This window comes from Serinicoccus sp. CNJ-927 (assembly GCF_001942435.1).
Classification (GTDB): Bacteria; Actinomycetota; Actinomycetes; order Actinomycetales; family Dermatophilaceae; genus Ornithinicoccus; species Ornithinicoccus marinus.
On record NZ_MKKF01000022.1, the window covers coordinates 195,822 to 220,057 of the forward strand.

Genomic DNA, 24,236 nt, shown 5'->3' on the forward strand with positions numbered 1-24,236 from the left:
GGCGTGCTGGCCCTGGAGGGGGTGTCGTTCGCCTACGCGAAAGGTGGCGAGGAGTTGTTCGGGGGGTTGTCCCACGTGTTCACCCCGGGGGTGGTGACGGCGGTGACGGGGCCGTCGGGGCGGGGGAAGTCGACGTTGTTGTACGTGCTGGGATTGATGCTGACCCCGACCAGCGGGCGGGTGCTGCTGGGCGGTGAGGCGGTCTCGGCCGCGCCGGATGCGGTGCGTGCGCGGGTGCGGGCGCACCGGATCGGGTTCGTGTTCCAGGACGCGGCGTTGGACCCGACCCGGACCGTGCTGGACTCCGTCATCGAGCCTGCGTTGTATGCCGGGTGGCGCCTGGGCGATGCCCGGGCCCGCGGGTCGGGGTTGCTCGAGCAGATGGGGGTCTCGGCGCGGGCGGGTCACCGGCCGGGAGAGATCAGCGGTGGGCAGGCGCAACGGGTCGCGGTGTGCCGTGCCCTGGTGACGGACCCGGTGCTCGTGCTGGCCGATGAGCCGACGGGCAACCTGGACCGGGACAACGCCGCCGGGGTGCTGGCCGCGCTGTCTGCAGCCGCCGGCGGCGCCGACCAGGCCGCAGAGAGTGCCGATAACGGGGCAGGCTCGGGCCCCGACAGGGGGACTCCCGAGGGGCGGACGGTGGTGATCGCCACGCACGACCCGTTCGTGCTGGACCATGCCGATGAGGTGCTCGCGCTGTGAGGTGGGTGCTGGTGGTGCGGGAGGCGGCCGCGACGGCGTGGGCGTCCAAGGTCCCCTCGGCGCTGGTCGGGTTGCTGGTCGCGGTGATGTGCGCAGCGACGATCGCGACCGTGGGGCGCACCGCCGCCGCGGAGCAACAACTCACTGACCGGTTGGACGAGGCCGGGTCGCGGGTCCTGGCCGTTGCCGACGCCCGCGGCGAGGGTCTGCTGCCGGCGACAGTGGTGGACCAGGCGAGCACCCTGTCGACGGTCGAGCGTGGGGTGGGCACCCTGATCCCAGTCGATGTCGTCAACGGGGTCATCGGGCAGGGCGGGATCCGGGTGCCCGCGTGGGGTGTGCACGGTGATTTGGCCGCGGTCGCCGACCTGCAGGCCGGGCGTTGGCCAGGCCCGGGCGAGGCGATCGTCACCGACACCGCGATGACACAGCTCGGGATGGCCGACCCGTTCGGGTGGGTCGCGTTGGCCTCGACCAGCGAGGTCGACGACTGGTCGGTGGTCGGGACGTTCACCCCCAGGGACCCGTTCGGTGACTACGCCGCTGGGGTGCTGTACGTCGCGCCCAGCCACCAGCCGATGGACACCCTGCAGGTCGTGCTGACCGACGCATCGGCCGCGCAGGCCACCCAGGCCAGTGTCCTGGCCCTGGTCGACCCGCCCACCCCGGACGCGGTCACCATCACCTCCCCCGTCTCCCTGGCCGACCTGCAGGACCAGGTCACCGGCGACCTCGCCGCATTCGGTGCGACCTTGCTGCTCGGGGTGCTCGGCGGCGGTGCCCTGCTCGTGGCGATCGTCGTCCTGGCCGACGTCCTCGTCCGCCGCAAGGACCTCGGCCGCCGCCGCGCCCTGGGCGCCACCAGGGCCACCATCATCACCCTCGTCATCGGCCGCACCCTCGCCCCCGCCATACTCGGCGCCGCCCTCGGGGTCGCAGCAGGCCTGGCCCTGGCCGCCCGCATCGGCCCGGACACCATCCCCCCGGCCGACTTCACCACCGGCACCGCCACCCTCGCCCTCATCGCCGCCACCACCGCCGCCATACCACCCGCCCTCTACGCCGCCACCCGAGACCCCGTCCGCATCCTCCGCACCCCATGAGGGCTATACACCAACAATACACGCGACGTGTATCATGCGTGCATGAGCAGGGTGAGGACCAATATCGAGATCGACGACACCTACGTCGAGACGATCATGGATCGCTACGGGGTGAGGACGAAGACCCACGCCGTCGACCTGGCGCTGCGGCACCTGGCCGGGCAGCCGATGTCGAGGCAGGAGGCGCTCGCCATGCGCGGGGCTCGCGCTATCGAGGAGGTCCCGGACGACCTCCCGCCGCAAGGCGTCGCGTGATCCTGGCGGACACCTCGGCCTGGGTCGAGTACGACCGGGCAACAGGAAGTCCCGTCGATGAGCGGATGGCCGAGCTGATCGCCTCCGGATCATCGCTCGCCGTCACCGAGCCGGTCATGATGGAGGTGCTGGCCAGGGCCCGGACCGCGGACCGCGAGGACGACCTGCGCCGGCTCCTCCTCAGCGTCACGTTGCTGCCTGTCGAGCCGGTTGCCGACTTCGACGCGGCGGCGCGGATCTACCGGCGCTGTCGGGAGTCGGGGGTCACGCCACGAGGGCTGCTGGACTGTCTCATCGCTGCTGTCGGGTGGCGACACGGGGCTTCGCTGCTCGCCCACGACGTCGACCTCGACCGCGTCGCAGGAGTCGTGGGTCTGCCGCTCGACGACGCCTCGCTCCGCGCCTGAGCCATGACCTTCCCCCAGATCGCACTCTTCGCCATCTTCGGCGCGGTCATGGTGCTGCTCGTGTCGGTGCCGATGCTGCTCGTGGCGTGGCCGCTCCAGGGGTAGCACCGTGGGTAGGGCGCGAGTAGCATAGGGGTATGAAGGTGAGTATCAGCCTGAGCGCCGAGGACCTCGGGGCCCTGGACAGGTATGCCCGCCAGGCCGGCCTGGCTCCCGCTCGGCAGCCGTCCAGGCTGCCATCCGACGGCTGCCCGACGCCGAGATCGAGAACGACTACGCCCAGGCGTGGGACGAGTGGGCGAAGGGCGACGGCGGTCGCTGGGAGTCGGTTGTCGGTGACGGACTTGCCGATGCTCCGAGGTGAGATCCGCCTCGTCGACCTCGATCCGACCAGCGGCAGCGAGGCCGACAAGCGTCGGCCGGCGGTGCTCGTCAGCAACGACCGTGCCAACACCACAGCAGCGCGCCTCGGGCGTGGGGTCGTGACGGTGGTGCCCGTGACGAGCGCCGTCGAACGCATCTACCCCTTCCAGGTGCTCCTGCCCGCCGACGAGACCTCCCTGCGTGTCGACTCCAAGGCCCAGGCGGAGCAGGTCCGCTCGGTGGACGTGCGACGGGTCGGGGCGGCGGTCGGTCGGGTGCCGACACCGCTCATGGTCGACCTCGAGGACGCCCTGCGGGTGCACCTCGCTCTGTGACGCTGGGCGACGTCGAGCACAGCGGCACTCCGCGATCTCGACCTGGTCAGCAGGCAGGCGGTTGCCGCGGCCGCTGTCCAGAGTCATACTCCAGGTATGACTGGGCTCACGACCATCAAGGTGGCGTCTGCGACACGGGACCAACTCAAGGCGCAGGCGAGCCGGGCCGATCTGACACTGGGACAGTACCTGGACGCGCTCGCACGCCGAGGGGAACGAGAGGGGCGCTTCGCCCGGCTCAAGGCACAGATCGCGGCGACCAGCGCGGCGGACCGGGACTCCTGGTCGCGGGAGACCTCGGGTTGGGAGCGTGCCGAGCTCGCTGACTCGGTCACCGATGGGTGAGGGCGCGAGGCCACCGTCGCTGGGGGACATCTGCTGGGCCTGGCTCGATCCGGTGAGCGGTCGGGAGCAGGGTGGGCGTCGCCCGGTGGTCGTGGTGAGCGGCCGCGGCTACCTGGACGTGGTCGATGCGCTCGCCATGGTGGTGCCCGTCACCCGCGTCGACCGGGGGTGGGAAAACCATGTCGCGGTGGAGGCTGGTGTGGTGTCCGGCTTCGCCATGACCGAGCAGGTCCGGACCCTCTCGCGGCAGCGGCTGCAGGGCATCGTGGGTGCCGTCGAGGATGACGTCCTGCGCGAGATCCGCAGGTGGCTCGCGGACTTCTTGGAGTTGGGTGAACCGTGGCCGGGGTTGCCGTGAGCACCGAGGCGGCGCAAGAGGCCAGCGGCGAGCGCACGGTGCTGGCGGTGGAGGGGCTCGACGTGGGGACCCGGCATACCCCGTTGCTGCACGACGTCTCCTTCTCCATCGACCGGGGCGAGCGGGTCGGGCTCATCGGGGAGTCCGGGTCGGGCAAGTCGCTGACCGCGCTCGCGGTCTTGGGGCTGCTCGGCGAGGGGCTGCGGGCGAGCGGTGACGTGCGGCTGTCCGGGCGGACCCCCGCCGCGCGCAACCTGCTCGACGTCGGCGAGCGCGAGATGGCGCGGCTGCGCGGTGACGCGATGTCGATGGTCTTCCAGGAGCCGATGACGGCGCTCAACCCGACCATGCGGGTCGGTGCCCAGGTCGCCGAGGTGATGCGGATCCACGGCACCCGCGACAAGGCCGGGGCGCGACGACGGGTCGTCGAGCTGCTCGACCAGGTGGGGCTGCCCGACGCGGCGCACCTGGCCCGGTCCTACCCGCACGAGCTCTCCGGTGGCCAACGGCAGCGGGTCGTGCTTGCGATCGCGCTCGCCAACGACCCCGCCCTGCTCATCTGCGACGAGCCGACCACCGCCCTCGACGTGACCGTCCAGGCCACCGTGCTCGACCTCGTGGTGCGCGGTGTCGAGGAGCGGGACGCCGCGATGCTCTTCATCACCCATGACCTCGCCGTCGTCGCGACGGTGTGCGAGCGGGTGCTCGTGATGTACGGCGGGCGCATCGTCGAGGCAGGCCCCGTCGGTGAGGTCTTCTCCGACCCGCGCCACCGGTATACGCAGGGCCTCATCGGCGCCTCCGACCTCGCCGGCGGGGAGGGTCGTCGAGCCCGGGCCGCGCTGCCGACGATCCCCGGCACGGTGCCCTCCGCCGGCCGCTTCCCCGACGGGTGCGTCTTCCGCAGCCGGTGCGACCACGCCACCGACCGCTGCGAGGCGTTGCCACCGTGGACGGCGCGCGGCGAGCACCCCGCGGGGGAGCTCGCGCACGGCTTCGCCTGCCACCACCCGGCGGGCGAGGCCACCGCCGAGAAGGAGGGGAGCCGTGGCTGACTCCGAGACCCCCGCCGTCGAGCTCCGCGGGGTGTGCCGTGACTTCCGCCGCCCGCGCACGTCGCTGCGCGAGGCGCCCCCGGTCGTCCGCGCGGTGCGCGACGTCACCCTGACCATCGGGCAGGGCGAGCGCTTCGGGATCGTCGGCGAGTCCGGGTCGGGCAAGTCGACGCTGCTGCGGCTGATCTGCGGGCTGGACCGGCCGACGTCGGGAGAGGTGCTGGTCGAGGGGCGCCCGGTCGGCGACCAGCCGGCCCGGCGCCTCGGCTGGCTGCGGGAGAAGCTGCAGCTCGTCTTCCAGGACCCGATGAGCAGCCTCGACCCGCGGATGCGGGTGCGCGACATCGTCGCCGAGCCGCTCGTCGCGCAGGGCATCGGCGGCGACCACGGGGCGCGGGTGCGCGAGCTGCTGGAGCGGGTGGGCCTCGACCCGGACGCCGCCGACCGCTACCCGCACCAGTTCTCCGGAGGGCAGCGCCAGCGGATCTCGGTGGCCCGCGCGCTCGCGCCCGACCCGGACATCCTCGTCGCCGACGAGCCGGTGTCGGCGCTGGACGTGTCGGTCCGGGCCCAGGTGCTCAACCTCGTCGACGAGGTGGTCGACGGGCTCGACCTCACGCTCGTCTTCGTCAGCCACGACCTGTCCGTGGTGCGGCACGTGTGCGACCGGGTCGCGGTGATGCAGGACGGGCAGGTCGTCGAGGTCGGGGAGACCGAGCAGCTCTTCGCCGAGCCGCGGCACGCATACACCCGGTCGTTGCTCGCCGCGATCCCCGACCTGCACGCCGCCCTGGCCGGTCGCACCGCGCAGGACCTCGCGCGGGGCGCCTCGCGCGACTGACCAGGGAGTGCGGTCACCAAGCTGCAACCTCCATCGCCCTCTAGCGTGATGGAGGATGCCGGAAGCTGACCGCACTCCGGGGTGGGGCGGGGTCGGCTGCGTCCGGTGTCGGTATGCCGGGCTAGGGTCGGTCTCGCTTCGAGGCTCGAGGACGAGAGGGGAGCACCGGTGCTGATCGGCATACCGCGGCAGGCGCGGGAGACCCAGGCGATCGTCGCCGCCACGCCCAGCACGGTGGCCACGTTGCGCAAGCGCGGGCACACGGTGCTGGTCGAGAAGGGCGCGGGGGAGCGCGCGTCCTACCCCGACGTGGCCTACCGCGACGCGGGCGCCACCCTCGTCGACCGGGGCGGGCTGCGCGAGGCCGACCTCGACCTGCTGGCCGCCGTGGACCCGCCGACCCCGGCCGAGGTCGCGGCCCTGCCGCCCGGCATCACGATCGCCTCGCTCCTGGCCCCCGCCCGCTCGCCCGACCTCCTCCGGGCGCTCGCCGACCAGGGCGTGACGGCCCTCGCCATGGACGCCGTGCCCCGCATCTCCCGCGCGCAGAGCCTCGACGTGCTCAGCTCGATGGCCAATCTCTCCGGCTACCGCGCGGTCATCGAGGCGGCGCACGACTACGGCGGCATGCTCGCCGGCCAGGTCACCGCGGCCGGCACCACCCCGCCCGCGACCGTCTTCGTCGTCGGCGCCGGCGTCGCCGGGCTCGCCGCGATCGGCGCCGCGCAGTCGCTCGGCGCCCAGGTGCGTGCCTTCGACGTGCGGCCGGAGGTCGCCGAGCAGGTCGAGTCGATGGGCGCGACCTTCGTCCGGCTCGACGTCGACACCAGCAGCGGCCGCAGCGACGGGTATGCCGGTGAGCTCACCGAGGACGCCGAGCGCGCCACCTCCGAGCTCTACGCCCAGGAGGCCATCACCGCCGACATCGTCATCACCACCGCGCTCATCCCGGGCCGCCCCGCGCCCCGGCTTCTCGACGCCGGCACGGTCGCGGCGATGCGCCCCGGCTCGGTCGTCGTCGACCTCGCCGCGGCCAACGGCGGCAACGTCGAGGGCACCCGCGCCGACGAGCGGGTCGTCACCTCCTCGGGGGTGGTGCTGCTGGGCTGGACCGACCTGGCCGGGCGGATGCCGGCGCAGGCCAGCCAGCTCTACGGCACCAACATGGTCAACCTCGTGGGGCTGCTCTCCGGGGAGCCGGCGGACGCGGACACCACCGATGGCCCGCCGCTCGTGCTCGACCTCGACGACCAGGTGCTGCGCGCGATGACCGTGGCCCACGACGGCGAGGTCCTCTGGCCGCCGCCGCAGGTCTCGGTGAGCGCCGCCCCGGCGCCCGCCGCGGCGGTGACGCCCGAGGTCGACCCGGCGCACGGGCATACCGAGGCGCGCCCACCGGACCCGCGCCGTCGGCGAGCGGTGCTCCTCGCCCTCGCGGTGCTGGCGGCCCTCGGCGCCGCCTTCGCGCCGGACGAGCTGCGCATGCACCTCACCGTCTTCGCGCTCGCCGTGATCGCGGGCTACTACGTCATCTCGCACGTCACCCACGCGCTGCACACGCCGCTCATGTCCGTGACCAACGCGATCAGCGGCATCATCTGCGTCGGCGCGATCCTGCAGGTCGGCAGCGAGAGCACCTGGGTCACCGCGCTCGCGCTGATCGGCATCACCGTGGCCTCGATCAACATCTTCGGCGGCTTCACCGTCACCCACCGGATGCTCGGGATGTTCCGGAGGGCGGAGTCGTGACGCTCACCTCGGCGGTCGACGCCGCCTACCTCGTCGCCGCGCTGCTCTTCCTCGGCGCCCTCGCCGGGCTGTCGCGGCACGAGTCGGCGCGCCGCGGCAACCTGCTCGGTATCACCGGCATGACGCTCGCGCTGGTCGCGACGGTCGCGCTCGCGGTCAGCACCGCGCAGCGCGGGGCGCTCACCACCTTCCTGCTCATCGCGGTCGCGATGTCGCTGGGCGCGGTCATCGGCATCTGGCGGGCGCGGCGCGTCGAGATGACCGGTATGCCCGAGCTCGTCGCGATCCTGCACAGCTTCGTCGGCGTCGCCGCGGTGCTCGTGGGCGTCAACACCTTCCTCGGCGAGGGGTATGCCGGTGCCGCCGGCGTCAGCCAGCGCATCGAGATCGCGGCCGGGGTCTTCATCGGCGCGGTCACCTTCACCGGGTCGGTCGTGGCCTGGGCCAAGCTCTCGGCCCGGATGAAGAGCTCCCCGCTCATGCTGCCGCGGCGCCACCTGCTCAACCTGCTCGTCGTGCTGGCGAGCCTGGCGGTGTCGGTGTGGTTCGTCGTGGCCTCGAGCCTGCTGCCGCTGCTCCTGCTCACCGCCCTGGCGCTGCTGCTCGGCGCGCACCTCGTCGCCTCCATCGGTGGCGGGGACATGCCGGTCGTCGTCTCGATGCTCAACTCCTACAGCGGCTGGGCGGCGGCCGCGGCGGGCTTCATGCTCGGCAACGACCTGCTCATCATCACCGGGGCGCTGGTCGGCAGCTCGGGCGCGATCCTGTCCTACATCATGTGCAAGGCCATGAACCGCTCCTTCGTCTCGGTCATCGCCGGGGGCTTCGGCGCCGACCCGGTGGGGCCGGCGGGGGACGGCGAGGAGCAGGGGACCCATCGCGAGGTCAGCGCCGAGGGTGTCGCCGAGCTGCTGCGACAGGCCCGGTCGGTCGTCATCACGCCCGGCTACGGCATGGCGGTCGCGCACGCCCAGCACCCGGTCGCCCGGCTGGTCGAGCGCCTCGGCGAGCTCGGCGTGGACGTCCGCTTCGGCATACACCCGGTCGCCGGGCGCCTGCCCGGGCACATGAACGTCCTGCTGGCCGAGGCGCGGGTGCCCTACGACATCGTGCTCGGCATGGACGAGATCAACGACGACCTCGCCTCGACCGACGTGGTCCTGGTCATCGGCGCCAACGACACCGTCAACCCGGCCGCCATCGAGCAGCCGGGCAGCCCCATCGCGGGGATGCCGGTGCTCGAGGTGTGGAACGCCTCCGACGTCGTCGTCTTCAAGCGGTCGATGGCCACCGGCTACGCCGGGGTGCAGAACCCGCTCTTCTTCCGCGACAACACGCAGATGATCTTCGGCGACGCCAAGGACAAGGTGGAGGAGATCCTCACCGCGCTGGCAGGCTGAGGGGTATGCACCCACCCGCCGGACCCACCAACTCGCTCCTCGACGTCGGCGGGTTGGGGGTGGGGCACCACCAGCGCGTCGGCGACGGCTCCCTCACCGGCACCACGGTCGTGCTCTGCCCGCCCGAGGGCGCGGTCGCCGGGGCGGACGTGCGCGGCGGGGCGCCCGGCACCCGCGAGACCGACCTGCTCGACCCGCGCAACCTGGTCGAGCGGGTCCACGCGGTCGTGCTCTCCGGGGGGTCGGCCTTCGGGCTGGCCGCGGCGGACGGCGTCATGCGCGAGCTGTATGCCCGGGGCCGGGGCTTCCCGATGGGCGGGCCCGGCGAGGTGGTCCCGATCGTGCCCGCGGCGGTCTGCTTCGACCTCGGGCGGGGCGGCGACTTCGGCTCCTTCCCGGACGCCTCCTTCGGCGCGCGGGCCCTGGCCGACGCCGAGAGCGGTGGCGTCGCGGGGCTGGGCAACGTGGGGGCCGGCACCGGCACGCAGGTCGGCGGGCTGCGCGGCGGGGTCGGCACGGCGAGCGCCGTGCTGCCCGACGGCACCAGGCTCGCGGCGCTCGTCGTGGTCAACGCTGTCGGGTCCGCCGTCGACCTCGGCACCGGCGAGCTGTGGGGCGCCCGCCACCTGGTCGAGGCGGACGTGCGCGGCATACCAGGATGGCCGGAGGGGGTGCTGCCCGCCCGGCCCGATCCGGCCGAGCTGGAGGCGGCGCGGCGGGCGGCGGAGGAGTCCAACGCGACCAGCCGCGTCCCGCGCTCGCTCGCGACGACGATCGGGGTGGTCGCGACCGACGCAAGGCTGACCCCAGCGCAGTGCTCGCGGCTGGCGACGAGCGGTCACGACGGCATGGCGCGCGCGGTCAACCCGATCCACACGATGTTCGACGGCGACGCGCTCTTCGGCCTGTCGACCGGTGCGCGAGGCGTGCCGGACGTCGCCGGCTTCCACGCCCTCCTGCACGGCGCGGGGGAGGTGGTGACCCGCGCCATGGTCCGCGGAGTGCTGGCGGCGGAGTCGGTGACCACCCCGGCGGGCTCCTGGCGTGGCTACCGCGACGCCTTCCCCAGCGCGGGGCGGGACGACTGACCGCGCCAGGGCTGCACGCCGGGCCGAGGCGGCCCTCCCTCGAACGGCCACGCCTGCGCCCCTGACCTCGGCTCAGCGTGAGGCGTCGGCGCGGGCGGCGGCAAACGCCCGCAGCGCCTCGCCCACGCCGGCGAGCGCCGGCTCCGCCGCGGGCTCGGCGTGGCCGGGCCAGCCGCCGGTGAGGACGGCGACGACGTAGCGACGCCCGCCCATGGTGAGGATGCCCGCGTCGTGGGACACCTCGGCCAGCGTGCCCAGCTTGTGCCCGAAGGCGGCGTCGTCGTCGGCGAGCGTCAGGGACAGGGCGGAGTCGAAGTACTGCCCGTCCAGCTGGGTGAGGAGGAAGGTGGTTGACTCGGCACCGAGCAGGTCGCCCTCGGCCAGTCGCACCAGCAGGTCCGCGGTGTCGTCGGCGGTGGTCTCCTGACCGGCCGTCCCCCACCCGCCCGCGTGCTCCACCGGGTGGAAGGTCGTGCCCGAGAAGCTCTCGCGCTCCACGTAGTCCTCCACCTGGTCCCAGCCGACCATCGACCCGAGGCTGATCGCGCAGGCGTTGTCGCTGACCGTGATGGCGAGCTCGGCGGCACGGGCGACTGTGCCGCAGCCCCCGCCGACGACGGCATCGAGCGCCAGGTCGCCGGTGTCCACCTGGTCCAGCGCCGTGGCGACGACATAGAGCTTGTAGAGGCTGGCGCTGGTGAAGGCGGTGCCGCCCCGGTGGCCCGTGCGCTCGCCGGTCGCAAGGTCGACGACCACCGCGGTGACGTCGCCGTCGAGCCCGGCGTCCAGCTCGGCCGCGGCGTCGGAGACCGAGCTGAGGGAGGGCCCGGCCGGCGTCGGCACCGCCGCCGCGGTGCCCGGGTCGGTGACGACGGCCTCGTCGGTCACGGCGGCCGGTGGGTCGACGGGTGCGACGCCGGAGGTGGCTGTCGGTGAGGTGGCCACGGTGCCGCATCCCCCGAGCCCCAGCACCGTCAGCGTCGCCAGCGTCAGCCTGCCCCTCATGCACGATCCCTTCTGTGTCGGTGTCGTCACTATGACGCCCCGGGGCCGCGTCGAGGTTGTCCCACGCCGCCGGGCGCTGCTCCGTGACGTCCCGGTCCACGCCGGGCCGGCCGGAGACCGCGGCCCCGGCGCTCCGGCATACCTCGGGCCCGACCTAGACTGGGCGGCCGTGAGCCCCGAGACGAGCCGTGACTTCGTGCTGACCCTCTCCTGTCCGGACCGCGCCGGCGTCGTCCATGCCGTCGCGGGCGCGATGCTCGAGCACGACCTGACGATCACCGAGAGCCAGCAGTTCGCCGATCCCAGCACGGGGGAGTTCCACCTGCGCATGGAGGCCACCCGCGAGGGGAGCCCGATCGAGGTCGAGGCGCTCCGGGCCGGTCTGACCCCGGTCGCCGACGGGCTGGCGGGCCAGTGGCAGGTGCACGACCGCGCCGAGCCGCACCGGCTGCTCGTCATGGTGAGCCGCATGGGCCACTGCCTCAACGACCTGCTCTTCCGGGCGCGGACCGGGCAGCTGCCGGTGACGATCCCGGCGATCGTGTCGAACCACGAGGACTTCCGTGGCCTGGCGGAGTGGCACGGCATCCCCTTCCAGCACGTCCCGATCACCGCCGACACCAAGCCGGAGGCCGAGGCCCGGCTGCGCGGGATCGTCGACGACCACGACGTCGACACCATCGCGCTGGCGCGCTACATGCAGGTCCTCTCGCCGGACCTGTGCCGTGACTACTCCGGGCGGATCATCAACATCCACCACTCGCTGCTCCCGAGCTTCAAGGGGGCCAAGCCCTACACCCAGGCGCACGACCGAGGGGTCAAGGTCATCGGTGCGACAGCGCACTACGTGACGGCCGACCTGGACGAGGGCCCGATCATCGAGCAGGACTTCCGCCGGGTCGACCACCGGCTCACCCCCGCCCAGCTCGCCCAGCAGGGCCAGGAGGTCGAGGCGGCAGCCTTCTCGCGGGCGATCCGCTGGCACGCCGAGCACCGCGTGGTCCTGCGCGGCGGCCGCACCATCGTCTTCAGCTGACCCCGACCGGGCGTCGCCCATGGTTGGCCTGACCCCGACCGGGCGTCGTCAATGGTTGCCCTGACCCCGGCCGGGCGTCGCCCATGGTTGGCCTGACTCCCTGGCGCGCGGATCAGGTGGGCGGGGTGAACCGTCCGTCGATCGCGGTCCAGCCGCCGTCGACCATGACCTGGCTGCCGGTGACGAAGCTCGCGGCGTCGGACGCCAGCCAGCACGTCGCCCCGACCAGCTCCTCCGGCCGCGCCCAGCGACCGAGCGCCGACTTCTCGGCATACGCCCGGTCCCACTCGGCGTCGTCGCGGATCTGCTGCGTCAACGGGGTCGCCACCACGCCGGGCGCGACCGCGTTGATCCGCACGCCGGCCGGCCCGAGCTCGGCCGCCCAGGTCCGGACGAGCTGCTGCACGCCGGCCTTGGTCGCGGCATACACCCCCTGCCCCGGCTCGACGGTCACCGCTCGGATCGAGGTCAGCGCGACGATCGATCCGCGACCGCGCTCGGCCATGCGCGGCGCGAAGGCCCGCACCGCGTCGAAGGTCCCGCGCAGGTTGAGGGCCACGACTCGGTCGAACTCCTCGGCGCTGTAGTCCAGCAGGCGCTTGCGGACGTTCATCGCCGCGGTCAGCACGAGCACGTCGACGTCGCCGAGGGCGCCGGCCAGAGCGCGCAGGTCGTCCGGGTCGAGCACGTCGACGGGGTATGCCGCCCCGCCCGGCGCGCGCTCGAGCGCGGCCTCGGCGACCGCCGGGTCCTTGTCGAGGCAGCTGACCCGCGCCCCCTGCGCGGCCAGGCCGGCCACGATCTCGGCACCGATGCCGCCGCACCCGAGCACGACGGCGTGCCGCCCGTCGAGACGGAACATCTGGGCGTAGTCGAGAGGCATACCCCGATCCTGCCAGCAACCACGAACGACGCTCGGTGGGGTTGGGGGCAACCCTTCGCAGCGCTCGGTGGCGGTCAGGGGTGGCGGAGGATCTCCTCGCCGCGCTCGCGCAGCTCGACCTTGCGCACCTTGCCGGTCACCGTCATCGGGAACTCGTCGACCACCTGCACGTGCCGGGGGATCTTGTAGTGCGCCAGCGATCCGGTGCAGAACTCCCTGACCGCCTCGGCCGTGAGCTCCTCGGCGCCCTCGCGCAGCCGCAACCAGGCCATGAGCTCCTCGCCGTAGCGCTCGTCCGGCACGCCCACCACCTGGGCGTCGACCACGTCGGGGTGGGTGTAGAGGAACTCCTCGACCTCTCGCGGGTAGATGTTCTCCCCGCCCCGGATCACCATGTCCTTGATGCGGCCGGTGATCTCGACATACCCGTCCTCGTCCATCACGGCGATGTCGCCGGTGGACATCCAGCCGTCCCGGAGGACCTCGGCGGTCTTCTCCGGCTCCTCCCAGTAGCCGAGCATCACCGAGTAGCCGGTGGTGCAGAGCTCTCCCGGCTCCCCACGCTGCAGCACCTCGCGGGTCGTGGGGTCGACCACCTGCACCTCGAGGTGCGGCCCGACGCGGCCGACGGTGCCGACCTTCTTCTCGAAAGGGTCCGAGGTGGCGGTCTGGGTCGACACCGGTGAGGTCTCGGTCATGCCGTAGCAGATCGTCATCTCCCGCACGCCCGCGTCGATGAGCGAGCGCATCACCGAGGCCGGGCACAGCGAGCCGGCCATGATCCCGGTCCGGACCGTGGCCAGGTCGTCGAGGGAGTAGTCGTCGTCGGACCCGATGAGCTCCAGCTCGGCGATGAACATCGTGGGCACGCCGTAGAGTGAGGTGCACCGCTCCTCGCGCACCGCCCGCAGCGTCGCAGCCGGGTCGAAGCCGGGCGCGGGGATCACCATCGAGGAGCCGTGCGTCACCGCGGCGAGATTGCCCATGACCATCCCGAAGCAGTGGTAGAAGGGCACCGGTATGCAGATCACGTCGCGCTCGGTGTAGCGGCACCCCTCCCCGACGAAGTAGCCGTTGTTGAGGATGTTGCGGTGCGACAGCGTCGCGCCCTTGGGGAAGCCGGTGGTCCCCGAGGTGTACTGGATGTTGATCGGCTCGTCCGGGGTCAGCGACCCCTGCAGCTCGGCCAGCCGGCCCGGGCTGACCTGGTGCGCCCCGGCGAGGAAGTCCTCCCACGCCGCGTCGCCGATGACGAGCACCTGCACCAGCTCGGGGCACTCCTCGCGCACCTGCTCGACCAGGTCCGGGTAGCGCGACCCCTTGAACTCCTGCGCGACCACCACCGTGCTGACCCCCGCCTGCCGCAGCACGAAGGCGAGCTCGTGCGAGCGGTATGCCGGGTTGATGGTCACGAGGATCGCGCCGATCTTCGCCGTCGCCAGCTGCACGAGGGTCCACTCGGCGCAGTTCGGCGCCCAGATGCCGACCCGGTCGCCGCGGCGGACGCCGGAGGCGACGAACGCCCGGGCGAGCAGGTTCACGTCGCCGCGCAGCTCGGCATACGTCCAGCGTCGGCCGGTCGCGACCTCGACCAGAGCCTCGCGGTCGCCGTGCTCCTCCGCCGTCGCGTCGAGGCTCTCGCCGATGGTCTGGTCCAGCAGCGGAGGGTCGGTCGCGCCGATGTCGTGCGCCAGTGCCTCGGACATGGCCCCATCCTGCCCGCCCCGCGGCGCGGGCACCACCGCGGCGAGGTCCCCTACAGTTCCGTGTATGACGACTTCACCCGACCCGACCCGCGAGGCGCGCATTCGGGAGCTCTCCCGGGCGCACGTCCTGACCTCCTGGTCGGCGCAGGCCGCGATCGACCCGCTGCCGCTGGCCGGGGGAGAGGGCGCCTACTTCTGGGACCACCAGGGGCGCCGCTTCCTCGACTTCACCTCGCAGCTGGTCAACGTCAACATCGGCTACCAGCACCCACGGCTGTCCGCGGCGATCGCCGAGGCCGCCGGAGGACTCACGACCGTGGCGCCCTCCTTCGCGCAGGAGAGCCGGGCGCGCGCCGCCGCCGCCATCGCCGGCGTGGCCCCGGAGGGGTTGAGCAAGGTCTTCTTCACCAACGGCGGTGCGGAGGCCAACGAGAACGCGCTGCGGATGGCGCGGGCGCACACCGGCCGGCACAAGATCCTGGCGGCCTACCGCAGCTACCACGGCGCGACCGCGGGGGCGATCACGCTCACCGGGGAGCCGCGCCGCTGGGGCGCCGAGCCGGGTATGCCCGGCGTCGCCCACTTCTGGGGCCCGCACCTCTACCGCAGCGAGTTCCACGCGAGCACGCCGCAGGAGGAGAGCGAGCGCGCGCTCGCCCACCTGCGGCACACCGTCGAGGCGGAGGGGACGCACCAGGTCGCCGCCATCATCCTGGAGACGGTGGTCGGGTCCAACGGCATCCTCGTGCCGCCGCCGGGCTATCTGGAGGGGGTGCGGGCGCTGTGCGACGAGCTGGGCATCCTGCTGATCCTGGACGAGGTGATGTGCGGGTTCGGCCGCACCGGGGCCTGGCTCGCCGTCGACCACTGGGGCGTGCGCCCCGACCTGGTGACCTTCGCCAAGGGCGTGAACTCCGGGTATGTCCCGCTCGGCGGCGTGATCGTCTCCGACGAGGTGGCGGCGACCTTCGACGAGCGACCGCTGCCCGGGGGGCTGACCTACTCAGGCCACGCGCTCGCGACCGCCTCGGCGCTGGCAGCGATCGAGATCATGCGCGACGAGGGGGTCGTGGAGCACGCCGCGGAGGTGGGCGAGCGCAGCCTGGGCCCTGCGGCGACCGCGCTGCTGGGCACGAATCCGCTGGTGGGGGACGTGCGTGGCTGGGAGTCTTCTGGGCCGTGGAGCTGGTCTCGGACCAAGACTCGCGCCGACCCGCCGGTGGTGAGACGATGAAGGCGGTGCAGGCAGGCTGTGTGAAGCGGGGGATGTGGCCGCTGATCATCGCCAACCGTGTGCATCTCGTGCCGCCGTGCGTGATCAGCCACGAGGACGCCGATCGTGGCGTCGGGATCCTCGCGGACGCGCTGGCGGACGCGATCCCGTGACCCCCGTGACGAGATGAGCGACATGAAGGAACGACCACAGCTGATCGAGGTACGCATCAGCGTGCCCACCAAGGAGTCGGCCAAGAACATCTCCGAGGAGCTCATCGGCCGCCGGCTGGCGGGCTGCGTGCAGATCCTGGGCCCGATGACCTCCGTCTACAGCTGGCGCAGCCAGGTCCACGAGAGCCAGGAGTGGCTGCTGCTGGCGAAGACCACCGACGGGAACTTCGACGACCTCGTCGAGGCGACGAAGTCCCTGCACGGCTACGAGGTGCCGGAGGTGATGGCGGTGCCGGTGACCTCTGCCCTGGGGGAGTACGTCGACTGGATCACCGACCACCTGCAGGGCCGTGACCAAGCCGGGTGGGGCCTGGAATCCACCGGATGATCCGACCGGATGGAGCGGGCGACGAGAATCGAACTCGCGTATTCAGCTTGGGAAGCTGATGTTCTACCATTGAACTACGCCCGCAGCGCCCTCGATCACGAGAGCGCAGCCATGATAACCATCGCTGCTGGCGCACACCAAAGCCGCCCCGGTTAGGGTGTCGGCGTGCTGCTCTCCGATCGCGACATCCTCGCCGCCGTCGACGCCGGGCGGGTCCGGCTGGACCCGTGGGACCCGCGGATGGTCCAGCCCTCGAGCGTGGACATCCGCCTGGACCGCTTCTTCCGGCTCTTCGACAACCACAAGTACGCGGTCATCGACCCGGCGCAGGAGCAGCCGGACCTGACCCGCCTGGTCGAGGTCGAGCCGCAGGAGAGCTTCGTGCTGCACCCTGGCGAGTTCGTGCTCGGGTCCACCTACGAGGAGGTCTCCCTCCCCGACGACATCGCCGCGCGGGTCGAGGGCAAGTCGTCGTTGGGTCGCCTGGGCCTGCTGACGCACGCCACGGCGGGCTTCGTGGACCCGGGTTTCACCGGCCACGTGACCCTCGAGCTGTCCAACGTGGCGACCCTCCCGATCGTGCTGCACCCCGGGATGAAGATCGGTCAGCTGTGCTTCTTCCGGCTCAGCTCGGCCTCCGAGCATCCCTACGGCAGCTCGGCCAAGGGCAGCCACTATCAGGGCCAGCGGGGTCCGACCGCCAGCCGGTCGTGGTCCAACTTCTCCCGCGTCGACGTCCGCCGCTGACGCCGCCGCCGGTCTGCGGCGGCCTGCGGCCCGGTGCTAGGCGACCGGCTCGCTGTCCGCGGCCTCGGCCGGCTCCGGGCTCTCGCCCCGTCGCACCGCGGCGAGCAGCATCTGGGCGACGTCGACCACCTCGACCTGCTCGCCGGTGCCCTCGGCCTGCTTCTGCGTGAGCCCGTCGGAGAGCATCACCCGGCAGAACGGGCAGCCGATCGCGATCCGGTCCGCGCCGGTGCCCAGCGCCTCCTCGGTGCGGTTGAGGTTGATGCGCGTCCCGAGCTTCTCCTCCATCCACATGCGGGCACCGCCGGCGCCGCAGCAGAAGGACTTCTCGGCGTGCCGGGGCATCTCGGTGAGCTCCACCCCGGGCAGGGCGCCGAGCAGCTCGCGGGGCGGGGCATACACCTGGTTGTGGCGACCGAGGTAGCACGGGTCGTGGTAGGTCACCGTGCCGGCGGTGGAGGCGACGCCGGAGGTGTCGGCGGTGTCCGGACGGGAGACCGGGGTCAGCCGCTTCTCGCGCACCAGCCGGTTGAGCAGCTGGGTGTGGTGGACGACCTCGAAGGTGCCACCCACCTGGGGGTACTCGTTCTTCAGCGTGTTGAAGCAGTGCGCGCAGGTGACGACGATCTTCGTCGCGCCGACCTCGTTCAGGACCTCGACGTTCTGCATCGCGAGCATCTGGAAGAGGAACTCGTTGCCGCTGCGCCGGGCCGGGTCGCCGGTGCAGCTCTCGCCGTCGCCGAGCACGGCGAAGCTCACCCCGGCGGTGTGCAGCAGCTCGGCGACCGCGCGGGTGGTCTTCTTGGCCCGGTCCTCGAAGGCGCCGGCGCAGCCGACCCAGAAGAGGTAGTCCATCTCGGCGAGGCTCTCGAGGTCCTCGCCCACGATGGGGATGTCGAAGTCGAGGTCCTTGGCCCAGTCCATCCGCAGCCGGGCGTTCATGCCCCAGGGGTTGCCCTTGTTCTCGAGGTTCTTGAACAGGCCGCCCAGCTCGTGGGGGAAGGCCGACTCGATGAGGTTCTGGTAGCGGCGCATGTCGACGATGGCGTCGACGTGCTCGATGTCGACCGGGCACTGCTCCACGCAGGCGCCGCAGGTGGTGCACGACCACAGGACGTCGGGGTCGATGACGCCGCCACCGTCGGGCACGGTCGGGTCTCCCTCGGTCTCGCCGACGAGCGGCCGCTGGGCGGCGATGACCGCGCTGGTCGGTATGCCGTGCAGCTCCTCGGGGAGCCCGTCCGCGTCCGCACCTCCCGCGGCCTCCAGCGCCTGGGCGGCGGCGTCCCGGTGCTCCTGCCCGGCGAGCAGCCAGGGCGCGACGGCGTGGTGCTGGTCGCGCAGGCTCGTGACGAGCATCTTCGGCGACAGCGGCTTCTCGGTGTGCCAGGCCGGGCACTGCTCCTGGCAGCGGCCGCACTCGGTGCAGGTGGAGAAGTCGAGCAGGCCCTTCCAGGTGAAGTCCTCGACCTTGCCGACGCCGAGCGCGGCGTCCTCGTCGAGGTCCTCGATGTTCTCGAAGTCGACCGGCTCGCCACCGACCGCGATCGGCTGCACGGCCCCCAGCGAGGTACGGCCGTCGGGGTGCCGCTTGAACCAGATGTTGAAGAAGGCGAGGAACCGGTGCCAGGCGACGCCCATCGTGGGGGTGCGCGCGATGATGATCATCCAGGCCATGGAGATGAGGATCTTGAGCAGTGCCACCGCGATGATCGCGCCCTCGAGGGTGTCGACCGCGAGGCCGTCGAGGAGCGTCCCGATCCACGCGGTGAGCGGGAAGTGCAGCGCCGTGGCCCAGGCCTCGCCGGTGACCCGGCCGAGGGCATACTCCAGGGCGCGCAGCGCCACGATGCACAGCCCGACACCGAGGATGACCAGCTCGACGACGTACGCCTGCCAGAAGGTCGAGCCCCAGAAGCGGGACCGGCGGCCCAGGCGGCGCGGGTGCTGCCGCTGCCGCACGACGATGAGCGCGACGATACCGACGACGGCGCCCCAGCCGAAGAGCTCGGTCAGCCACTCGTAGGGCCAGAAGTGGCCGATGAGGGGCAGGACGAAGTGCGGGTCGACCAGCTGACCGTAGGCCTGCACCAGGGTGAGGAAGAGCAGGCCGAAGGAGACCATGACGATCCAGTGCGCGACCGCCACCCAGGGCTTGCGACCCATCCGGGTATGCCCGAGCACCTCACGGAGCAGCGTCACCGTCCGCGCGCCGGGCTCGTCGGCGCGCTGCGTGGGCTGCCCGAGGCGGAACTGCTCGACGAAACCGGCGATCGTGCGCACGAACAACGCGACCGCGGCCAGGGTCACCAGGCCCGCGACGACGATGGCGAGGACCTGCAGCACTCCGAACGACATGACCGAAGCCTAGACTCCCCCGCCGACGTCGTGCGGCGTGGTGCGCGTGCCATCCCATGGAATAACGTGGTGTTGCTCGATGTATAACAAGCCGAGAGAGCACCACGCCCCGACGAAAGGCACCATCCCGTGCGCGTTCACGACGACATCACCCAGGCCATCGGCGGGACCCCGCTGGTCCGGCTCAACCGTCTCGCAGAGGGGCTCCCCGAGGGGACGCAGGTCCTGCTCAAGATGGAGTCCCAGAACCCGGCCGCCTCCGTGAAGGACCGCATCGGTGCCTCGATCATCGATGCCGCCGTCGAGGCCGGTGAGCTGAAGCCCGGCGGCACCATCGTCGAGGGCACGTCCGGCAACACCGGCATCGCGCTGGCGATGGTCGGCGCCGCCCGGGGCTACCACGTCGTGCTGGCCATGCCGGAGACGATGAGCCTGGAGCGCCGTGCCCTGCTGCGCGCCTACGGCGCCGAGCTGGTCCTCACCCCGGGCCCGGAGGGCATGAAGGGCGCCGTGGCCAAGGCCGACGAGATCGCCGCCGAGCGCGGGGCCGTCCGTGCCCGGCAGTTCGCCAACCCGGCCAACATCAAGGTCCACTACGAGACGACCGGGCCGGAGGTCTGGGAGGACACCGACGGGACCGTCGACATCTTCGTCGCCGGCGTCGGCACCGGCGGCACGATCACCGGCGCCGGTCGCTACCTGCGGGAGCAGAAGCCGGACGTCGGCCTGGTCGTCGTCGAGCCCGCCGACAGCCCGATCCTCACCGGTGGCCAGCCCGGACCGCACAAGATCCAGGGCCTGGGCGCCAACTTCGTGCCGGAGATCCTCGACACCGACCTCTACGACGAGGTCGTCGACGTGCAGCTCGACGACGCCCTGCGTGTGGCCCGTTCGCTGGCCACCGAGGAGGGCGTGCTCGCCGGCATCTCCTCCGGCGCCAACGTCTGGGGTGCCCTCGAGGTCGCGAAGCGGCCGGAGAACGCCGGCAAGACCATCGTCGTGATCATCCCCTCCTTCGGCGAGCGCTACCTGTCCACCGTGCTCTTCGAGGACCTGCGGGACTGAGCATGGTCCACCGGCTCAGCGAGCACGCGCGCCGCGGGGCAGGTGCCCTGCGGCGGGCCGTGGCCTCGGCGCGGGAGGACCTCGACGCCGCGATCGAGCGTGACCCGGCGACGAGCAGCCGGGTCGAGATGGCCCTCGCCTCGCCCGGGCTGCACGCCCTGTGGGTGCACCGCGCCAGCCACGCGATGTGGGGGGCCGGCCTGCGACTGCCGCCCGGCTGCTCTCGCAGGCGGCGCGGTCGGCGACCGGGGTGGAGATCCACCCGGGGGCGAGCATCGGACGGCGCTTCTTCGTCGACCACGGCATGGGTGTCGTCATCGGCGAGACCGCCGAGATCGGCGACGACGTCATGCTCTACCACGGCGTGACCCTGGGCGGGCGCTCGCTCGACCCGACGATCAAGCGGCACCCGACCCTGGGCGACGGCGTCACCGTGGGCGCCGGGGCGAAGATCCTGGGTGACATCGCCGTCGGTCACGGGGCCCAGGTCGGCGCCAACGCGGTGGTCACCAAGGACGTGCCGTCCATGGCCGTCGCGACCGGCATCCCCGCCTCGGTGCGGCGTCCCGAGCCCGGCAGCGACCCGCAGCAGGCGCTCTACGACGACCCGGCGATCTGGATCTGAGCGAAGACCGGTACACCGCGGGATCACCGGGTATGCCGAAGGCCCACCTCCGGACCGGAGGTGGGCCTTCGTCGTGCTCGGGCGGGCGTCAGGGCAGCTTCTCGCCACCCGGGCCGAAGCCGGTGGTGTCGACGGTCGCCCCGCCGTCGCCGTCCAGGCTGCCGGTGCGGTTCTCGTAGGACCCGTCGGTGCCGGTGGTCTCGTGGCCGCTCACGCGGGACTTGACCTCCTCGGCCTTCCCGCGGGCCTGGTCGCTGACCTTCTGGCCGATCTCGGGGGCCTTGGCCTTGACCTGCTCGACGGTCTCCTGGACCTTGGGGTTGCTCCAGGCCTTGTTGGCCTGGTCGGCGATCTGGTCGTAGCGCTCGCGCCCGGCACGCGCCCCCAGGACGTAGCCTGCGGCCGCACCGACGAGCAGCATCAGCTTGTTGCGCATCGTTGACTCCTTCGTGATGGTCGTGCGTTCGTCCCCGACCATACAGCCGCCTCGCCCCGTCGGCGGGCTGGGTCAGCGCCTCGCGCGCTCGGGTCGCCGGGACCGACAGCCCCGTCTGCGGTGGCGGTGGAGCGTGCGTCGTCCGCGCGACACATCGGCGGAGGGTGTGGGATTCGAACCCACGGAGGTCTCCCTCGGGCGCTTTCAAGGCGCCTGCACTAGGCCACTATGCGAACCCTCCAGGCCGGGGCGGCTCCGGTGCGGGGGAGCCGGACCTGGCGGTGCCCATCATCGCACGGTGGCGCGATGCCACGTCCGGGCTGTGCGGCTGATAGCGTGGTGTCCCGGTTGGCGTTGTATCTTCTCGCGAGTGAGCTGGGGGGTTCACCACCACCACCGTCCGCGCCCTGCGGGCGGTTGCACATGCACAAGCACAGCAGAAAGAAGATCGCCCATGGCACAGGGAACCGTGAAGTGGTTCAACGCGGAGAAGGGCTTCGGCTTCATCGCTCAGGATGGCGGTGGCCCCGACGTGTTCGTCCACTACTCGGCCATCGAGACCAACGGCTACCGGACGCTCGAGGAGGCCCAGCGGGTCGAGTTCGACGTCACCCAGAGCCCCAAGGGGCCGCAGGCGGACGCTGTTCGCCCGATCTGAGGTAGGCCGCTCCTAGAGCTTCCGCGAAGGCCCCCGTCACCATCAGGTGGCGGGGGCCTTCCGCATACCTCGATCGACCGCGGTGGGTCGTGCCGATCAGCCGCAGACCGCCCCGACGTCCTCGAGCTCGTCGGTGGGCTCCTCCGAGGTGGTCGCCGCAGCTTCCTCCGGGGGTGCCTCGGTGGTCTCCTGCGCCTCGTCCTCCGGCGCGCTGGTGGCGGTGGCCTCCTCGGGCGGGGGCTCCGGGGCCGGCGCGGGGTTGAGCGCCTCGTAGACGCGCGCGCGGATCTGGGAGTAGTTGGGGTCGACGGTGTCGATGTTGGCGCCGGTGAAGGGAAGGCTGCTCATCGTCGCCCCCTGCACCTGCAGCACCAGCCCTGCCCACTCGTCGAGGTCCTCCTGCGGCAGGTCGGTCACGACGTTGTCGCCCACCGCCCCGATGATCTGGGGGTAGCGCTGCAGCATCGTCATCGGCTCGACCTGGTCGACGACCGCCGCCACCATGCAGCGCTGCCGCCGCATCCGGGAGAAGTCGTCGGAGGTCACCCGGGAGCGGGAGTAGGCCAACGCCTGGGGCCCGTCGAGCCGATGCGAGCCCGCCTCCAGCCACTCGTAGTCCGAGGTCTGGTCCAGCTGCAGGGTGCCGTTGGCGTCGGTGAAGGTCCGCCCGCCGATCGGGATCCGCTCCTGGACGTTGACGAGGACCCCGCCCATGGCGTCCACCAGGTCGGCGAAGCCCTCCATGTTGACGATCACCGTGTGGTGGATCGGGATGCCGAGGATGCCGGAGAGCACCTCGCGGGTCGCCGTCTGCCCCGGCGTCGGGTCGTCGGCATACCACTCCGGGTGCTCCTCGGCGGTGGCCTCGGCCTCGGTCCAGATGCTGTTCATCAGGCACTGGTCGCCGCAGTCGTAGACCGGTCCGTGGACGCGGTGGAGCGGGTTGTCCCGGGGGAGCGGGATCCGCTGCAGGTTGCGGGGGATGGAGAACAGCACGCTGTCCCCGGTCTCGGTGTCGATGCTCGCGACGATCATCGTGTCGGTGCGCGTCCCCTCGCGGGCGTCCGAGCCGTCGGAGCCGAGCAGCATGACGTTGACCCGCGGGAGGTCCTTCCACGGGTCGTCGGGGTCGTCACCGACCACCGACGTGGGCGTGGCCCCGCCGCCGCTCCCGCCGACGACGCCGCCGGAGCTGAAGACCTTGTCGACAGCGTCCACGTGGGCGGTGATGTAGCGCACCCCGAAGACCGCCGGGGCCGTCACCGCCAGGCACAGCACCGCGGTGAGCGTCACGAGCGCGGCGCGGCCGCCCGAGGTGGGCCGACGTGGTGCCGAGGACAGCGCGGTCAGCGCGATACCGCTCACCCAGACCAGGGTCCCGAGGACGAGCACGACCGCGATGGCCCGGAGCCGCCCGGTGTCGGCGGCGGTCTGCAGCGCGGTCGTGGTCAGGCCGTTGGTCAGGGCATACCCGCCGACGACGAGCAGTGCGACCAGGGCGAGCGCGACGATCACCAGGCCCAGCCGGCGTCGCGGGGTCCCCAGGAGCCCGGAGCCGGGCACCACGGCGCTCAGGGTGGTGAGGCCGAGCGAGCGGCGCAGGCTCGGGTCCGCCCACGACTGCCGGGAGAGCCACTCCGAGCGCGATGCGGGTGCACCGGACCCGCGCTCGGAGGTGCCGCGGCTGTCGGACATGCGTGGGGCCTTTCAGGTCGTCGGGAACCATACTCTCCTACCAGTCCAGGCTGGTGACGGGCTGGGAGAGGCGTGTTTGGCCGTGCCGGAGGTGACAGGTAACCTGATCCACGCCGTGGAGGTGTCGCCTAGTCTGGTCTATGGCGCCCGCCTGCTAAGCGGGTTTCGGGTTTATAGCCCGATCGAGGGTTCAAATCCCTCCACCTCCGCCGAACACCCAGAACCCCCGGAGCCGCTGCCCCGG

23 protein-coding genes, 3 tRNA genes and 2 pseudogenes are annotated in these 24,236 nt (G+C 72.2%); 20 read left to right on the forward strand and 8 right to left on the reverse strand.

Annotation, left to right across the window (positions count from 1 at the left end; translation table 11 throughout):
* Positions 1–3: 3 nt before the first annotated feature.
* From BJF86_RS08350 to BJF86_RS08410, 12 genes are all read left to right on the forward strand, one after another.
* A complete protein-coding gene (locus BJF86_RS08350) occupies positions 4–705 on the forward strand; it encodes an ABC transporter ATP-binding protein (RefSeq protein WP_075818078.1) in 702 nt (233 codons plus the stop codon).
* Positions 702–1,808, forward strand: a complete 1,107-nt coding sequence (locus BJF86_RS08355) for an FtsX-like permease family protein (protein WP_075810903.1) — start codon at positions 702–704, stop codon at positions 1,806–1,808. Before BJF86_RS08350 ends, BJF86_RS08355 begins: the two co-directional genes overlap by 4 nt.
* 42 nt (positions 1,809–1,850) lie before the next feature.
* Positions 1,851–2,063, forward strand: a complete 213-nt coding sequence (locus BJF86_RS08360) for a type II toxin-antitoxin system VapB family antitoxin (RefSeq protein ID WP_083652891.1) — start codon at positions 1,851–1,853, stop codon at positions 2,061–2,063.
* Positions 2,060–2,470 carry a PIN domain nuclease gene (locus BJF86_RS08365; RefSeq protein WP_075810905.1) on the forward strand — a complete coding sequence of 137 codons (411 nt, stop codon included), beginning with the start codon at positions 2,060–2,062 and terminating at the stop codon, positions 2,468–2,470. Before BJF86_RS08360 ends, BJF86_RS08365 begins: the two co-directional genes overlap by 4 nt.
* 350 nt (positions 2,471–2,820) lie before the next feature.
* Complete coding sequence (locus tag BJF86_RS08375) at positions 2,821–3,168, forward strand: type II toxin-antitoxin system PemK/MazF family toxin (protein WP_075818081.1); 348 nt, start codon at positions 2,821–2,823, stop codon at positions 3,166–3,168.
* Positions 3,169–3,264: 96 nt separating this feature from the next.
* Positions 3,265–3,513 (forward strand): hypothetical protein, encoded by a 249-nt coding sequence (locus BJF86_RS08380; protein WP_075810906.1) that lies wholly within the window; start codon positions 3,265–3,267, stop codon positions 3,511–3,513.
* On the forward strand, positions 3,506–3,871 hold the full coding sequence (locus BJF86_RS08385) for a type II toxin-antitoxin system PemK/MazF family toxin (RefSeq protein WP_075810907.1): 366 nt from the start codon (positions 3,506–3,508) through the stop codon (positions 3,869–3,871). The genes BJF86_RS08380 and BJF86_RS08385 overlap by 8 nt, the downstream gene beginning before the upstream one ends.
* On the forward strand, positions 3,868–4,926 hold the full coding sequence (locus BJF86_RS19565; RefSeq protein WP_321166167.1) for an ABC transporter ATP-binding protein: 1,059 nt from the start codon (positions 3,868–3,870) through the stop codon (positions 4,924–4,926). Before BJF86_RS08385 ends, BJF86_RS19565 begins: the two co-directional genes overlap by 4 nt.
* Positions 4,919–5,767, forward strand: coding sequence for an ATP-binding cassette domain-containing protein (locus BJF86_RS19570; protein WP_075818085.1), 849 nt, complete (start codon positions 4,919–4,921; stop codon positions 5,765–5,767). Before BJF86_RS19565 ends, BJF86_RS19570 begins: the two co-directional genes overlap by 8 nt.
* Before the next feature lie 168 nt (positions 5,768–5,935).
* Complete coding sequence (locus BJF86_RS08400) at positions 5,936–7,516, forward strand: Re/Si-specific NAD(P)(+) transhydrogenase subunit alpha (protein WP_075818086.1); 1,581 nt, start codon at positions 5,936–5,938, stop codon at positions 7,514–7,516.
* Positions 7,513–8,916, forward strand: coding sequence for a Re/Si-specific NAD(P)(+) transhydrogenase subunit beta (pntB, locus tag BJF86_RS08405; RefSeq protein WP_075818088.1), 1,404 nt, complete (start codon positions 7,513–7,515; stop codon positions 8,914–8,916). Before BJF86_RS08400 ends, pntB begins: the two co-directional genes overlap by 4 nt.
* A 5-nt stretch (positions 8,917–8,921) precedes the next feature.
* The gene (locus tag BJF86_RS08410) at positions 8,922–10,004 is read left to right on the forward strand and encodes a P1 family peptidase (RefSeq protein WP_075818090.1); all 1,083 of its coding nucleotides are present in this window, start codon (positions 8,922–8,924) and stop codon (positions 10,002–10,004) included.
* A 72-nt stretch (positions 10,005–10,076) separates the two neighbouring features.
* On the opposite strand, the gene BJF86_RS08415 is transcribed toward BJF86_RS08410, so the two are convergent.
* The gene (locus BJF86_RS08415; protein ID WP_075818092.1) at positions 10,077–11,009 is read right to left on the reverse strand and encodes a serine hydrolase; all 933 of its coding nucleotides are present in this window, start codon (positions 11,007–11,009) and stop codon (positions 10,077–10,079) included.
* Here BJF86_RS08415 and purU point away from each other — a divergent pair.
* Positions 11,008–12,045: a formyltetrahydrofolate deformylase gene (purU, locus tag BJF86_RS08420; protein ID WP_237768139.1), complete on the forward strand. Its 1,038-nt coding sequence runs from the start codon at positions 11,008–11,010 to the stop codon at positions 12,043–12,045. The genes BJF86_RS08415 and purU overlap by 2 nt on opposite strands.
* 112 nt (positions 12,046–12,157) lie before the next feature.
* Here purU and BJF86_RS08425 read toward each other — a convergent pair whose 3' ends face one another.
* Both BJF86_RS08425 and BJF86_RS08430 read right to left on the reverse strand, forming a co-directional pair.
* Entirely contained in the window at positions 12,158–12,928 is a 771-nt protein-coding gene (locus BJF86_RS08425) for an SDR family NAD(P)-dependent oxidoreductase (RefSeq protein ID WP_075818096.1), read from the reverse strand.
* Positions 12,929–13,002: 74 nt separating this feature from the next.
* Positions 13,003–14,634, reverse strand: a complete 1,632-nt coding sequence (locus tag BJF86_RS08430) for an AMP-binding protein (RefSeq protein WP_075818098.1) — start codon at positions 14,632–14,634, stop codon at positions 13,003–13,005.
* Between the two features lie 64 nt (positions 14,635–14,698).
* Between BJF86_RS08430 and BJF86_RS08435 the strand changes: the two are divergent.
* Positions 14,699–16,020, forward strand: a pseudogene (locus BJF86_RS08435) (aminotransferase class III-fold pyridoxal phosphate-dependent enzyme).
* A 13-nt stretch (positions 16,021–16,033) separates the two neighbouring features.
* Positions 16,034–16,408, forward strand: coding sequence for a divalent-cation tolerance protein CutA (cutA, locus tag BJF86_RS08440; RefSeq protein ID WP_237768140.1), 375 nt, complete (start codon positions 16,034–16,036; stop codon positions 16,406–16,408).
* Between the two features lie 10 nt (positions 16,409–16,418).
* Here the strand turns inward: cutA and BJF86_RS08445 are convergent.
* Positions 16,419–16,492 (reverse strand) — tRNA-Gly (locus BJF86_RS08445).
* Positions 16,493–16,573: 81 nt separating this feature from the next.
* On the opposite strand from BJF86_RS08445, the gene dcd reads away from it, so the two are divergent.
* Positions 16,574–17,155: a dCTP deaminase gene (gene dcd / locus BJF86_RS08450; RefSeq protein ID WP_075818100.1), complete on the forward strand. Its 582-nt coding sequence runs from the start codon at positions 16,574–16,576 to the stop codon at positions 17,153–17,155.
* Positions 17,156–17,191: 36 nt separating this feature from the next.
* Here dcd and BJF86_RS08455 read toward each other — a convergent pair whose 3' ends face one another.
* Positions 17,192–19,513, reverse strand: a complete 2,322-nt coding sequence (locus tag BJF86_RS08455; protein WP_075818101.1) for a (Fe-S)-binding protein — start codon at positions 19,511–19,513, stop codon at positions 17,192–17,194.
* 129 nt (positions 19,514–19,642) lie between these two features.
* Between BJF86_RS08455 and cysK the strand changes: the two genes are divergently transcribed.
* Both cysK and epsC read left to right on the forward strand, forming a co-directional pair.
* Positions 19,643–20,578, forward strand: coding sequence for a cysteine synthase A (gene cysK, locus BJF86_RS08460; protein WP_075818103.1), 936 nt, complete (start codon positions 19,643–19,645; stop codon positions 20,576–20,578).
* Positions 20,575–21,203, forward strand: a pseudogene (gene epsC / locus BJF86_RS08465) (serine O-acetyltransferase EpsC). Before cysK ends, epsC begins: the two are co-directional and overlap by 4 nt.
* An 88-nt stretch (positions 21,204–21,291) precedes the next feature.
* Here epsC and BJF86_RS08470 read toward each other — a convergent pair.
* Together BJF86_RS08470 and BJF86_RS08475 are read right to left on the reverse strand one after the other, a co-directional pair.
* Complete coding sequence (locus BJF86_RS08470) at positions 21,292–21,639, reverse strand: YtxH domain-containing protein (protein WP_075810973.1); 348 nt, start codon at positions 21,637–21,639, stop codon at positions 21,292–21,294.
* 158 nt (positions 21,640–21,797) lie between these two features.
* Positions 21,798–21,880, reverse strand: a tRNA-Ser gene (locus BJF86_RS08475).
* 213 nt (positions 21,881–22,093) lie between these two features.
* Here BJF86_RS08475 and BJF86_RS08480 point away from each other — a divergent pair.
* Entirely contained in the window at positions 22,094–22,297 is a 204-nt protein-coding gene (locus BJF86_RS08480) for a cold-shock protein (protein WP_075810924.1), read from the forward strand.
* 96 nt (positions 22,298–22,393) lie between these two features.
* Here BJF86_RS08480 and BJF86_RS08485 read toward each other — a convergent pair whose 3' ends face one another.
* Positions 22,394–23,992, reverse strand: a complete 1,599-nt coding sequence (locus tag BJF86_RS08485; RefSeq protein WP_075818105.1) for an LCP family protein — start codon at positions 23,990–23,992, stop codon at positions 22,394–22,396.
* A gap of 117 nt (positions 23,993–24,109) precedes the next feature.
* On the opposite strand from BJF86_RS08485, the gene BJF86_RS08490 reads away from it, so the two are divergent.
* Positions 24,110–24,201: transfer RNA gene (locus BJF86_RS08490), tRNA-Ser, on the forward strand.
* The last annotated feature ends 35 nt before the right edge of the window (positions 24,202–24,236 follow it).